We start from the raw sequence: 13,424 nt of genomic DNA, 5'->3' as shown, positions 1-13,424 counted from the left end.
GACCTGGCCAGCATCGAGCAGGACGGCCGACCGGTGCCCGGCGTCGCGCCGGCGGCCAAGCAGATGGGCGCCCACGTCGCCCGAGCGATCCGCGCGCGCCTGGCCGGACGACCGGCGCCGCCGTTCCACTACCGCGACATGGGCAACCTCGCCACCATCGGCCGCATGGCCGCGGTGGTCGACCTGCACGGCTTCAAGCTCAAGGGCGTGCTCGCCTGGTGGTTCTGGCTGTGGGTGCACGTGCTGTTCCTGATCGGCTTCCGCAACCGTCTGCTGGTGCTGATCAACTGGGCCTGGGCCTACTGGAGCTACCAGCGCCACGCGCGGATCATCCTCGACGACCGCGACGACGAGGACGGCAATGCGCACGAACGCTGACGCCGCCGCCTACATCTGGAGCATGGCGCAAGGCCCCGACCCGCAGGCGCTGCGACGCATGCGCGAGCGGTTTCCCCTGCCACGGAAACCGATGGGCGAAGCCTGGTTCATGGGCAATGCCCGACGGATGTACGACAGCCTGATGGTTGACGCCCCCGAACGCTGGCCGCGGGACGAACTGCACATCGCGCTGGAAGCGCTGACCTCCGGCCCCACGTCGTTCGGCGAACTGCCCGAGTGGAGCGAATGGTTCCGCTTCCTGCTGCCACGCACGGTCGCCCTCGACAACGGTCCACGCCTGTTCTCCCCGTTGGAGATCCTGGCCAGCGCGGTGATGATCCACCGCCCCGACAGCGACGACTGGTCCGGCGACTACCCGCAGTTCCGCCAGGACGTGTTGGAGACGCTGGGCCGCGCGCTGTTTGGTCCGGTCCGGAAGCGGATCTGCCGGCTGCAGACCGAACAGGCACCACTGACGGTCGAGCACACGACCTCCGGCCACCAGTTCATCGGCGGCGACCTGTACTCCGCCAGCGTGTTCCTGGTCGCGAAGTACCTCCCCCTGGATCAGCTGTCCGGCTGGTTGGACTCGCTGGTCCGGATCGACGACCCGTTGTGGCGCGCGAACTGGGTCGTGTGGCTGGCGCAGGCGGACTGGCTGGTCGCCCGGGAAGGCAAACAGCCCTGCGATCCGCCCAAGGGTAGACCGAACGCCAGCTGGCAAATGTCGCACTGCATCTGCGGAAGCACGCCCTCGCCCAACGTGGACCGGGATGCCCGGCCCATGCCTTTCCTGCGCCCGCAGCGACGCGAATGCTTGCTCGAGGCGATTCGCGACTGCACGCCCCAAGGTCGGCTCAAGCAGTGGCGCAACGATCTCGCCGCACTGTCGTTGCGCAGCGAAGTGGACCTGGGTGTTGCGATCTGGCAATACGAGCAGGCCGCGATCCAGGCAACGGCCGCCTATGGACTGAAGCCCTGACGGCACCGGCACGGACACCTTTCCTGCGAGCCGCGACCGGGTTCACGGGTAGAGCCCGCGGCTTACGCCGCTCCTACGAAACGCGGTACAGCACGGCAACGGTGGGGTCCAAGGTTTGCGTAGCAAATTTTGGGAGATATCCGGGCGCAGCCGGGTATCGCGGCCTGCGCCGCTCCTGCGAAATGCGTGCGGGCGATCACCGGCGCCGGAAACGAAAACGGCCCGGGATCGCCGGGCCGTGGTCGTGCGAATACGAGGCCGCGATCAGGCGACGAACAGCGCCTTCATCTTCTTCAGCGCGTTGGCCTCGATCTGGCGGATGCGCTCGGCGGACACACCGTATTCGTCGGCGAGTTCCTGCAGGGTGACCTTGCTGTCGCCGTCGAGCCAGCGGCGCTTGACGATGTCGCGCGAACGCTCGTCGAGACCGGCCATGCCCTCGCGCAGCAGCTGCAGTTGGTTGTCCTCCTCGTCCTCGCGCTCGTACAGCTGCGACGGGTCCTCGGCATCGGTGCGCAGATAGGCGGACGGCGACGGCGGCGCGCGCTCGTCGTCCTCGTCGGCCGGCGCGTCGAAGCCCACGTCGCGACCGGACAGGCGCGACTCCATCTCCAGCACTTCGCGCTCGGAGACGTTGAGGTCGGCGGCCACGGTGCGCACTTCCTCGGCGTTCAACCAGCCCAGGCGCTTCTTGCTCTTGCGCAGGTTGAAGAACAGCTTGCGCTGCGCCTTGGTCGTGGCGACCTTGACGATGCGCCAGTTCTTGAGGATGAACTCGTGCATCTCGGCGCGGATCCAGTGCACCGCGAAGCTGACCAGGCGCACGCCCTGCTCGGGGTCGAAGCGCTTGACCGCCTTCATCAGGCCGATATTGCCTTCCTGGATCAGGTCGCCCAGCTGCAGGCCATAACCGTTGTAGCCGCGCGCGACATGCACCACGAAGCGCAGGTGCGAATGCACCAGTTCGCGGGCGGCGTCGAGGTCCTCGTCGTCGCGGAAGCGGCGGGCCAGGTCCTGCTCGTCCTCGGCGCTCAACACCGGGATCTGGTACACGGCACCGATATAGGCGTCGAGCGACCCCAGTGCGCTGGGCACCGGCAGGTTGTTGGCGATCAGGGCGGTTGCGGTGGGAGTCTGGTTCATGGCAGGCATCTTAGCAGTCGCGTATTACGACTGCTAAGGCAGCTGGAAGTTCAGTCCGTTGCATGTATGGAACGAAGGCTCCGTTCAGGTTCGGCCAGAAGTCGGTTCCGCCAGGCCCCGCCGGCGCGTGGAACAGGCGCGCGAGCGGACACGCTGCCATGCGCTCACCCCAATAAAAATCAATTAAATCAATAGCCTATACGGAAGCCATTCACCCGCGGGCGCCAACGCATCATCCGCACCCGCCGGCGACCTCGGGGCCGCCCCAGATCGAAACGGTCGCAACGGGACCCAAGCCGCGTGCCGCCAAGCCCCCCGGCGAGGGATCGCCGGAGGTACGGAGCGGGCGTCGGACCTGCCGCCGCCAGCGCTATCCAGCATTGCCATGGGCGCGGACCTCGGCGAAGGTCCAGTCACGGGTGAGTTGGCCGTTCTTCCATACCGTTTGCATGGCGTGGGTCCAGCCCAGGGGCAGCGCCATGTCTTCGACATCGACCACGTCGTCCGGCACCGGCACGGTCTTCACGCTGCCGTACTCGACGTGCCGCAGCAGGGCCAGCCGGCCGCGCTGGGAGGTCTTGCCGGTGTCGGTGATCGGGTCCTTGTAGACGTCGAGCCACTGGCCATCGACGCGCGCCGCCGAGCACTTGAGCGCGAACTTCTGGGTGTCGCGGTTGAGCTTCTGCAGTAGGCCGCCACCCATGCCGAAGGCGATGTTGTCGGTGGCGTAGCCGGCTTCGGTGATCCGCTCCAGGATCGCGCGGATGCTGTCGGGGTCGACGCCGTCGCCCTGGATCAGGCGAACATGCTTCAGCACCTTGTAGCCCTTGCCGTTGACCGTGCTGCCGAAGGCCTCGTCGAGCAGCTCCAGGCACTGGTGCACGACCTCGACCGGGTCGCCGGAGTCGGGGCGGATCACCACCGTGGCGCCGGACTCGATCACCTGCTGGCGCAGGGCCTTGCCCCAGTGCTCCTTGATAGCCGTGTAGATGTCGTAGCTGTCGGAGACCACCGCGACCAGGCTGCCGGGCCTGGCGAACTGCCTGAGCATGTTGGCGTAGGCCTCGACCTCGCGTTCGCGGCCCCAACTGGTGATGGTGCTGTGCTCGGCGGCCGGGATCGAGACGCCGGCCATCGGCTCGTGGTAGTAGGCCCGCGCGGTGAGCACACCGGCGACGGTGTCGGTGCCCATGAAGTTGACCAGATGGGCGGCGCCGCCGAGCCCGGCCGATTCGAGACTGGACACGCCGCGGGCGCCGAAGTCGTGCAGCTTGAACGGCAGCTGCCCCTCTGGATCGTCGCTGGTGCGTTCGAGGAAGGATCGTAGGGTCTGCTTCACGTGGTAGCTGATCGTCGCCACGGTGACCGGGTACCACAGCCTCAGCAGCAGGGTCTCGATGTAGCTGGGCAACCAGAACGCTTCCGGGTCGGTGGACTCGATCGTGACCAGGGCCTGATGGGTGCGTATGACGCTGCCCTCGGGCACGGCGCGGATCCGCAGCGGCAGCAGGCCGCCATGCACATCGACGATCCGACGCCAGCCGGCCTCGTTGAACGGCTCGCCATGGGCGGCGAAGAAGTCGCGCGCCTCGTCGACGTCGGCATGGGTGACCGGCTTCGACAGGTATTCCTTGAGGATGGCCTGCAGGCCGAAGAACAGCGTCTTGTCGTATACCCCGCCGCGGGACTCGACATAGAAGAACGTGGCGTCGGTGCCCGGCGGGTACTGCAGCCAGTGGCTGGCCTTGTAGCTGTCGGTATTGAGAACCAGATTTTCGAGATGGCGCATGACGGAAGCTCCTTCGCGTCGGGTGACGCCGGCGGTCTGTCCACCGGCGGGATGGCAGGGGCGGATCCCGGTCGGGTCAGCTCCGGCCGAGGAAGAACTCGAGGATGTACAGGTGGTCCTCGTACAGCTGCGGGCCCATCTCCAGCGCTTCGCTGACCGGGAACCAGCGCGCCTTGTCGGCATCGTCGCCACCGCGCACCGGCGGCAGATCGCCGGCCGGGAAGTCGAAGTGGAAGGCGTGGGTCACGGTACGGCCGCGTTGCGAGCGCTCGGGGTGGTCGAACACGTGCTGGCCCTTGATCGAGCCCTTCAGCACCGGCAGCGGCAGTTTGAGCCGGGTCTCCTCGCGCAGTTCGCGCAGGCAACTGGCAAGAATGCTCTCGTCCTGATGGACAAAGCCACCCGGCAGCGCCCACAGGCCTTTGCCCGGCTCGGCCCGGCGCCGCACCAGCAGCACGTGGCCGGAGTGCACGACCACCGCATCGGTGGTGACGAAGGTCGGCGGATAGGGGGCCTCGGCCCAGGCCGCGCGGTACTGGTCGATGAAGCGGTGTTCGGCGACCAGTTGGGTGAACGCGGGCGAGTTCTTGCGGAAGGCTTCGAGCATGTCGAACACCGGGCCGGGCACGTTGGCGCGGATCAGCATCAGCCCGCCGTGGCTGTCGACCTGGTTGGCCTCGAACAGATAACGGCGCAGTTCGGTCGCCGACAGCGTGGCGGTGTGCTGCACGTCGACCAACGGCCATTGCGGGAACTCCTGCAGGTAGTAGCTGCTGGCGTCCTTGTCCTGACCGATCAGACCAACCCGGGCATCGACTGCGCCACCGTCGGCCTTGATCGCCTCGGCGACGCTGCGCTGGACCGCGGCGATCCATAACGCTTCGTTGTAGAGGTGATCGCGCAGCGGCCGCACGATCAGGCGCCGCTCATCGTCGGCGAGCGCGGCGCGGATCATGACCTCGCGCTCGGCGACGGTCCAGGGGTTGCGGATGGTGCGAGGGGTATCGGCGGAGCCGACCAGAAGAATCAGCTTGCGCGCCCGGCCCAGTGCCAGGCGGGCGACGGCGGCATGGCCGTTGTGAAACGGCTCGAAGCGGCCAATGAAGACCAGATAATCGTATTCCATGAGGCTCCCTCACGGTGGGTGGTCGCCCCGGGTCTGTCCCGAGGCTCATCGAAAATGCTACGCCTTCCCTGTCCACAGTCAAGCAACACTCGCGCGCTGCACGTCATCGTCGGCAGCGACCGCGCTGGCTCTGAATACGCAGGAAGGAGCGCGTTCGCGCCGACCCTCGCGGCGACTCCGGCAACGTGCGACTCAAGGGTGGCTCCGACACTGCGCGCTCCGCCGGCGGACGCTTCCAATGGCAACGGATACGGATTGTCGGCCGACGCCCGATGACCCTCCACGCCCCCTTTCCCACGCCATATATACTGCGCCGCGCCCGGGAAGGACCGCCCGCCAGAAGCTCAAGGAGCGACATGACCCGATTACGCTGTGTATCGCTGCTGTGCGCCGCCACGCTGTTGTTGGGATGCGGCAACGAAAAGGACATCGATGGCCGGCTGGAGGCGCTGGCCGCCGAGCGCGAGGCCTATCTGGCGCGGATCGAGGAGGTGCCGGACGAGGCGCTGCGCGATGAGGCCGGCAAGGTCGCCAGGCTGCTGTTCTGGATGCTCGAGGCCGAGATCGAGAGCGAAATCCCGCCGGAGACGACCGAGTACGCCGAGGACCCCCTGCGCATCATCGGCGACTACGACGACCTCGACACCCTGGCGCGACAGTACGCCACCGGCCTGATCGCCACCCACGATGTCAGGTACCGTCCACAAGCCACCGAGATCGAGCTGCCGTTCGCGTATCCGTTCCAGAACGCGCTGAGCTGGCACGCGGCGGTGCTTGACGACGGCACCCGGCTGCCGGTCGTCGACGACGGCGAAAGGATCGAGCGCTTCATGCTGTCGGCGATGGCCTCCAACGGCGCCGGCGGCGACGACGCAGCGGCCGATGGCGAACCCGGACTGGTCCAGCAGGTCTCGCCGACCAGCCTGAAGACCCTGCTGCGCGAGCACTATCCCAACGGCGAGGACGCGCCCCCGGTGCAACGCCTCGACGGCACCCTGACGCTGGAGATCCCCAGGCACGTGCACCGGGTGAGCTTCGGTCCGGGCGACGTGGGCCGGACCCGCACCGTCGGCGACTACCGGATCCGGCTGGAGTCCCTGGACGGGCATCGGGCGGCGGTATCGGTACGCGGCAACGGAAGCGACGGCCCGGCGTCCACCGAATGGGTCGAACGACTCGACGGCCGGGTCATCCTGATCGCCCGCGACGCAAGTGGGCGGACCCTCGACCACAGCGGCAGCGCGACCGGTACGCCCGGCGGCCCCGAACGGATGCTGGAAGTGCTCGATGAGGCCATCGAGCAGGCGCGGCGCGGACAGCCGATGGACACCGAAGCCCTGCAGGCCGAACTGGACGCCCGCCAGCGGGAGCTGCTGGAGGAGCACGACGGCGCCTGGTTCGGGTCGAAGACATTCCACGGCACCATCGCCGAGCTGGATGTCGCCCTGGTCGACCCGGTGGGCGGCCAGACCCGCGAGCTGCCGCTTTCGTTGACACCCACCTATTTCGAGGTCCCGGACAACACCCGCGAGCTGGCGCCGCTCTCGTCCGCCGCCACCGTCTACGAGCACAGCTTCGAAGCACTGGAAGGAACGGTTGCCGACGAAGTCGATCCCGGCGCTCTGGACCAGGCGATAACGATCACCCGCGACGACTACCGCGACACCGGCGATGACCTCGCGATGGTCCGGTTCCACTACCCCGACGTGGTCAGCAACCGCCTGCTGCGGGTCTTCGACCGCTACGGGGAGGTGTCCGAACTGCGCTTCCTAGATGCCGAGGGCCAGGCCATCGCGATGCCCGCGGACGAGGACGCGCGCGAAGCCCTGTATGAGTTCACCATCGACCGCATCGAGTATCACCCCGGCAAGTTCGCGACGCCGCCGGCACGGGTGACGGGGCGACTGGAGGTGCGACTGCTGCCGACCCTGCATCGCCGCTGGGTCGATGCGGGCAGCCTACCCGCCGGCGCCGAGCTCAGGGACAACGCCTACTTCGCGCCACCGCAGCAGGACGACCGGACGCTGGTGTTCGCGCAGGACCGCAGCGGCCGCTACCTGCGCAAGCTGGCGGTCGTGGACTACGGCTACGACGACGCCCCCTCGCGCGAGGCGCACTACTTCTACGGCAGGCCCGCACGCGTGTTGCTGCTCTCGGCCGACGAGGCGGAGCAGGCCAGCTATCGTTTCGACGTCGACCTCGCTCGCTGATGGCGCCATGCGCGATGCCCTGGCGCCGCGCATGGGCGGCAACGGCGATGTGCATGCCGGCAACAGGCGTGCCGTCGATGTAGTGGCATGACCGGTGTGGCCGGAGGCGCAGGAACGCTTCCGGCCGCCGCGCAACCCTCGCACCGCGTCGTCGCGACGTGACGGATGCATGGCGATGCGATGCCGATTCGCCGCGTTTTATGACGCAGTTCCGCCGGCCTCGCGATGGCGTGTCTTCACCGCACGCACACATCAAATTTCAAAACGTGATTTCGTCCACGCAACGTCGGATGCGCGGTGGACATGTCATCGGCGCGCTGACATATCTGGGGCGACGGCTGGTTGAAGCGCCGCCCGACCTCTCTCTGCAAGGAACCCTGGAAAGCCGCGAAACGACAAGCCCTCGACTCAAAAAGAAATCGCCAGAAAACGGCCTTCTCGCACAGGGATGAGTGAGGTGAGGACCGGCGCGACACCTGCAGCACGTCGCCCCCGCCCCCACGAAAAGGATTTTCGATGAACGAGTCATACCGGGTTTCGCTGCCCCTGACCATCGCACAGCGCGGGTTGTGGGTGGGCCAGAAGATCGCCGCTGCCAACGCCACGCTGAACATCGCCGAGGCGATCGAGATCTCGGGTCCGGTCGACCCGGTGCAGTTCCTGCGCGCGCTGCGCCAGGTGGTGCGCGAGGCCGAGACCCTGCGCGTGCAGGTGATCGAGGAAGACGGCAAGCCGCGCCAGATCGTGCGGCCGGCCGACGGCGACGCGCACGAGAACCGCCCGCCCCACGACGGCGGCTTTCCGTTCATCGACGTCAGCGCCGAGGCCGACCCGCGAGCCGCGGCCGAAGCCTGGATGCGCGCCGACCTGATCCGCCCGGTCGACCTGGCCCGCGATCCGCTGTGGGTCGCGGCGCTGTTCAAGGCCGCCGACGATCGCTATTTCTGGTACCAGCGCGCCCACCACGTGGTCTATGACGGCTACAGCGGCGGCATGGTGGTGCGCCGCGTGGCGCAGTTGTACACGGCCTATGTCGAGGGCCGCGAACCCGAGCCCTGCGAGTTCGGCTCGCTGTCCGCGCTGATCGAGGCGGAGGCGGCGTATCGCGACTCCAAGCGTCTGCAGCGCGACCGCGAATACTGGCTGCAGCAGCTTGCCGACCTGCCCGAGGCGGTGACCCTGGCGCGCGGCGCGAGAAGCGACGAAGGCGGCCTGCGCCACAGCATCGGCTATCTGCCGATCGCCAAGGCGCGGCGGCTCGACGAACTCGGTCGCCGGCACTCGGCCAGCCTGCCGCAGGTGCTGATCGCGCTGATCGCCGCCTATTTCCACCGCGCCACCGGCGCCAACGACCTGGTGTTCGGCATGCCGGTGTCCGGCCGCGTCGGCGCCGCCCTGCGCGCCTCGCCCGGCATGGTCGCCAACGCGGTGACGATACGCCTGTCGTTCGCCCCCGGATCGACCGCGACGGATCTGTTCGAGCAGGTGTCGAAGGTCGTGCGGCACGCGCTGCGTCACCAGCAGTACCGCTACGAGGATCTGCGCCGAGACCTCGGCCTGATCGGCCAGGACCGCCATATCGCCCGCCTCGGCATCAACATCGAACCGTTCGACTACCAGCTGGATTTCGGCGGCGCGCCGGCGACCTCGCACAATCTCTCCAACGGCTCGCAGGAAGACCTCACCGTGTTCGTGTTCGACCGCGGCAACAACAGCGATCCGTGCATCTACTTCGACGCCAACCCGGCCTTGTACCCGATGGCCGAGCTGGACGAGCACCGCCGCCGGCTGATGCGATTGATCGACGCGGTGCTGGACGATCCGGCGCAACCGTTGGACCGGATCGACATCCTCGGCGATGGCGAACGCCGACGCCTGCTGGTCGACTACAACGCCACCGCCGCGCCTCTGCAGGACGTCGGTCTGCCGCAGCTGCTCGCGCGCCAAGCGGCGGCGACGCCGGAGGCGATCGCGGTGGTGGCCGGCGACACCGCGCTGAGCTACCGCGAGCTGCACCGGCGCAGCCTGCGCCAGGCACGGTTGCTGGTCGCCGACGGCATCGGTCCGGGCGATATCGTCGCGATCGCGCTGCCGCGCGGGGCGCAGTTGCTGATCGCGCTGCTGGCGATCATGCGCAGCGGCGCGACCTATCTGCCGATCGATCCGGACGGCCCCGCCGAGCGCATCGCGATGATGCTCGACGACGCCGCGCCGGTGGCGATGATCGCCCCGCCATCGGCGCATGCGCAGTACGGCGGTGGCGGCCTGCTGATGCTCGCGCCGGAGGAGGACTGGGAGCCCGCGGACGCGCCGCCGGAACCGGACCTGTCCACCCCGGACGCGACCGCCTACCTGCTCTACACCTCCGGTTCCACCGGCCGGCCCAAGGGGGTGGAGGTCAGCCACCGCAACCTCGGCAACTTCCTGCAGGGCATGCGCCGGCAGCTCGATCCGCGCGCGGACGACCGCTTCCTCGCGGTGACCACGGTGTCCTTCGACATCGCCGCGCTGGAGCTGTTCCTGCCGCTGACGACGGGCGCGCGCACGGTGATCGCCGACGCCGGCATCGCCCACGACCCGCCGCGGCTGGCGCGTCTGATCGCCGACGCCGGCATCACCCACGTGCAGGCCACGCCCTCGCTATGGCGGGTGCTGCTGGCCTGTCGCCAGGCCCGGCTCGACCGCGTCCATGCGCTGGTCGGCGGCGAGGCGCTGGGCGCGACACTGGCCACCGAGCTGCGGCGCCGCGCGGCGCGGGTCACCCAGTTCTACGGCCCCACCGAGACCACGGTCTGGTCGACCGCCTTCGACCTCGCCGAGAGCGGTCCCCACGACACCGATGGCCGCCAGGCGCCGCCGATCGGGCGGCCGATCCTCAACACCCGCCTCTACGTGCTCGACGGCGACCGGCAACCGGTCATCAGCGGTGCGGTCGGCGAGTTGTACATCGGCGGCGCCGGTGTCGCCAAGGGCTATCTGCGGCGGCCGCAGCTGAACACCGAACGCTTCCTCGACGATCCCTTCGCCGCCGACGGCAGCCGCATGTACCGCACCGGCGACCGGGTCCGCTGGCTCGATGGCGGCGTGCTGGAGTTCGTCGGACGCATCGACGACCAGGTCAAGATCCGCGGTCATCGCGTCGAACTGGCCGAGGTCGAGCAGCAGTTGCTGGCCAGTCCGTCGGTCGCCGCCGCCGCCGTGCTTGCGCATCGCGACGGCGAGGGCGGTACCTCGCTGGCCGCCTATCTGGTCGCCGTCGACGGCGACCAGGTCGACGAGAGCGGCCTGCGCGGACACCTGGCCAGCCGCCTGCCGGAAGCGATGATTCCGTCGGCCTTCGTCTGGATGCCGCAACTGCCGCTGACGCCGAACGGCAAGCTCGATCGCAAGGCCCTGCCGCGCCCCGAACAACGCGGCCGCGCCCCGCACGTCGAGCCGACGACCGCGATCGAGAAGAAGCTCGCGGCGCTATGGTGCGCGGTGCTGGGACGCGAGCGGGTCGGGCTGCACGACAACTTCTTCGACCTGGGCGGCGACTCGCTGAGCGCGGCGGAGATGATCGCCCGCTTCCCCGAGTACCTGTCGATGGAGCTGCCGCTGGCCAGCGTGTTCGAGGCCTCGACCATCGCCGGACTGGCGGCCTGCCTGGACGACGGTCAGGCGCGGACCACGCACGATCAGGACCCGCTCGCCGCCCTGCTGCCCCTGCGCGGCAACGGCCGCGAGCGCGAGCGGCCGCTGTTCTGCATCCATCCGGTGGTCGGCCTGGGCTGGGCCTATGCCGGGCTGCTGCGCCACCTCGATCCCGGGCTGCCGGTATACGGCCTGCAGGCGCGCGGCCTGCGCGGCGACGACAGCCTTCCGGCCAGCCTGGAGGAGATCGCCGCCGACTGCATCGCGCGCATGCGCAGCGTCCAGCCCGAGGGCCCGTACCGGCTGCTGGGCTGGTCGCTGGGCGGCCTGATCGCCCACGCCATCGCCACCCGGTTGCAGGTGCGCGGCGAGCGCGTGGAGCTGCTGGCGATGATGGATGCCTACCCGTTCGCGACCCACCCCGGCCACGACGTTCGCGACGCCTCCAGCGAAGCCGGCGAGGTGCGGGCGGCGCTGCGCTTCCTCGGCTTCCATCGCAAGGCCGGCGACAACCCGCCGGCCACGCTCGACGCGCTGGCGGAGTGGTTGTGCGCGGAGTACGACGTGCTGTCGATGCCGCTGGTGCGGGAACTGGTCAAGCGCGATCCGCGGCTGATCGAGCACGTCGCCGCGGTGACCGGCAACCACCTGCAACTGGCCCGGCGCTACGTTCCCGACCATTGTGGGACGGAACCGGTCCACGGCGACCTGCTGTTCTTCCGCGCGGCGCGCCAGGCCCGTGTCGACCTGGAAGGCCTGATGCACTACCGGCCAACGGTCTGGGCGCCCTGCTTCGACGGCCAGGTGGAACTGCACGAGATCGACAGCGATCACCAGTCGATGCTGGAACCGGGGCCGGCGGCACGGATCGGCCGGGTCCTGCAGGAGCGGATCGACCTGCTGCGCCGCCATCGCGAGGCACCGGTACCGGAACGGTCGGGGCGGCGGCCCGCGGCGGTGCACAAGTCGGCACTGCCGGTCGGTGGTTGAACGCCATGGCCGAGCGCGACATGACCGACCTCAAGCCGATCGCGATCTTCACCATCGGCACGCAGGGCGATATCCGTCCCTGCGTGGCGCTGGGACGGGGCCTGCGGAACGCCGGATACCCGGTGCGGATCGTCACCAGCGACAACTTCGCGCCGCTGGTCGCCGAGGCCGGCCTGGAGTTCCGCCCGCTGACCAGCAATTTCCAGGCCCTGCTGGAGGCCGATCGCAGCATCGCCGACCGCGGCCTGGACACCCGCGCGATGGCGCGCGTGTTCCGCGAGACCTTCGCCGACTGGGCCGAGCACTGGGTCGACCAGGGGCGGACCGCCAGCGAGGACGCCGGCCTGCTGATCGGCGTCGGCAACGCCACCCTGTTGGCCAAGTCGCTGGCCGAGGCGCGCGGCCTGCCCTTCGTCGGCGCGCAACTGCAGCCGCTGACGCCGTCGCGGACCCTGGCGCCGATGGTGCTGGCCGGATCCAGACGCCAGCTGCCGCCGACCCTGAACATGGGCGCCTATCATCTGCTGCGGCTGCTGGTCTGGCACGTGATGCGGCCGGCGATCAACGACATCGTGCGTCCGCAGCTGGGACTGCGCCGCTACCCCTGGTACGGGCCGTACTTCCATGACGGCGGCGACGACAACCGGGTCGTCTACGGCTTCAGCCGGCACGTGCTGCCGCGTCCGGCCGACTGGCCCGAGTCGGCGCAGGTCGCCGGCTACTGGTTCCACGAGCAGCCGGACTGGCAGCCTTCGCCGGCGCTGCGGGAATTCCTGGAGGCCGGACCGAAGCCGTTCTACATCGGCTTCGGCAGCATGGTCAGCAGCGAGGCCAGCGCGTTCACCGCGACCGTGCTGGACGGCGTGCGCGGCAGCGGCCAGCGCGCGGTGCTGGCGACCGGCTGGGGCGGCCTCGACCATGCCGAGGGCCGCCACGACGAGCACACCTTCTTCATCCGCCAGGCGCCGCACGACTGGTTGTTTCCACGCATGTCCGCGGCCGTGCACCACGGCGGCGCCGGCACCACCGCCGCCGCGGTGCGCGCAGGAATCCCGTCGGTGATCGTGCCCTTCTACGGCGACCAGCCGTTCTGGGCGCGCTGCCTGCTGCGGGCCGGGGTGGCACCGCCGGCACTGGATCGTCGCCACCTGCGCGCGGATGAGCTGGCGGCGG

At 69.1% G+C, this 13,424-nt stretch carries 7 protein-coding genes and 1 pseudogene; 5 read left to right on the top strand and 3 right to left on the bottom strand.

The window, feature by feature from the left end; genetic code table 11:
• Both FKV24_RS15415 and FKV24_RS15410 read left to right on the top strand, forming a co-directional pair.
• Nucleotides 1-378, top strand: a pseudogene (locus tag FKV24_RS15415) (NAD(P)/FAD-dependent oxidoreductase); the annotation flags it as partial.
• Nucleotides 362-1,360: a hypothetical protein gene (locus tag FKV24_RS15410; protein WP_141483021.1), complete on the top strand. Its 999-nt coding sequence runs from the start codon at nt 362-364 to the stop codon at nt 1,358-1,360. The pseudogene FKV24_RS15415 and the gene FKV24_RS15410, both read left to right, overlap by 17 nt.
• 264 nt (nt 1,361-1,624) lie before the next feature.
• On the opposite strand, the gene rpoH is transcribed toward FKV24_RS15410, so the two are convergent.
• From rpoH to FKV24_RS15395, 3 genes are all read right to left on the bottom strand, one after another.
• Entirely contained in the window at nt 1,625-2,503 is an 879-nt protein-coding gene (gene rpoH, locus FKV24_RS15405; RefSeq protein ID WP_141483020.1) for an RNA polymerase sigma factor RpoH, read from the bottom strand.
• Nucleotides 2,504-2,873: 370 nt separating this feature from the next.
• A complete protein-coding gene (locus FKV24_RS15400; protein WP_141483019.1) occupies nt 2,874-4,292 on the bottom strand; it encodes a nicotinate phosphoribosyltransferase in 1,419 nt (472 codons plus the stop codon).
• 76 nt (nt 4,293-4,368) lie between these two features.
• Nucleotides 4,369-5,418 carry a bifunctional nicotinamide-nucleotide adenylyltransferase/Nudix hydroxylase gene (locus FKV24_RS15395; RefSeq protein ID WP_141483018.1) on the bottom strand — a complete coding sequence of 350 codons (1,050 nt, stop codon included), beginning with the start codon at nt 5,416-5,418 and terminating at the stop codon, nt 4,369-4,371.
• A 356-nt stretch (nt 5,419-5,774) separates the two neighbouring features.
• On the opposite strand from FKV24_RS15395, the gene FKV24_RS19625 reads away from it, so the two are divergent.
• The 3 genes from FKV24_RS19625 to FKV24_RS15380 form a co-directional block, all read left to right on the top strand.
• Nucleotides 5,775-7,628, top strand: a complete 1,854-nt coding sequence (locus FKV24_RS19625) for a hypothetical protein (protein WP_211371889.1) — start codon at nt 5,775-5,777, stop codon at nt 7,626-7,628.
• A gap of 516 nt (nt 7,629-8,144) precedes the next feature.
• Complete coding sequence (locus tag FKV24_RS15385; RefSeq protein WP_141483017.1) at nt 8,145-12,251, top strand: non-ribosomal peptide synthetase; 4,107 nt, start codon at nt 8,145-8,147, stop codon at nt 12,249-12,251.
• Between the two features lie 5 nt (nt 12,252-12,256).
• Nucleotides 12,257-13,424: glycosyltransferase (locus FKV24_RS15380; RefSeq protein ID WP_141483016.1), on the top strand; the 1,168-nt coding region annotated here is incomplete at its 3' end.

The organism is Marilutibacter maris (assembly GCF_006546735.2).
GTDB classification, from domain to species: domain Bacteria; phylum Pseudomonadota; class Gammaproteobacteria; order Xanthomonadales; family Xanthomonadaceae; genus Marilutibacter; species Marilutibacter maris.
Note: the sequence above shows the minus strand (reverse complement) of the source record. Positions and strands in the feature narration are given on the sequence as shown.

What these genes read in the sequence shown, in the direction of transcription:
- rpoH (WP_141483020.1), bottom strand. Translation starts at nt 2,503, where the DNA reads ATGAACCAGACTCCCACCGCAACCGCCCTGATCGCCAACAACCTGCCG.
- FKV24_RS15385 (WP_141483017.1), top strand. Translation starts at nt 8,145, where the DNA reads ATGAACGAGTCATACCGGGTTTCGCTGCCCCTGACCATCGCACAGCGC.
- FKV24_RS15410 (WP_141483021.1), top strand. Translation starts at nt 362, where the DNA reads ATGCGCACGAACGCTGACGCCGCCGCCTACATCTGGAGCATGGCGCAA.
- FKV24_RS19625 (WP_211371889.1), top strand. Translation starts at nt 5,775, where the DNA reads ATGACCCGATTACGCTGTGTATCGCTGCTGTGCGCCGCCACGCTGTTG.
- FKV24_RS15400 (WP_141483019.1), bottom strand. Translation starts at nt 4,292, where the DNA reads ATGCGCCATCTCGAAAATCTGGTTCTCAATACCGACAGCTACAAGGCC.
- FKV24_RS15395 (WP_141483018.1), bottom strand. Translation starts at nt 5,418, where the DNA reads ATGGAATACGATTATCTGGTCTTCATTGGCCGCTTCGAGCCGTTTCAC.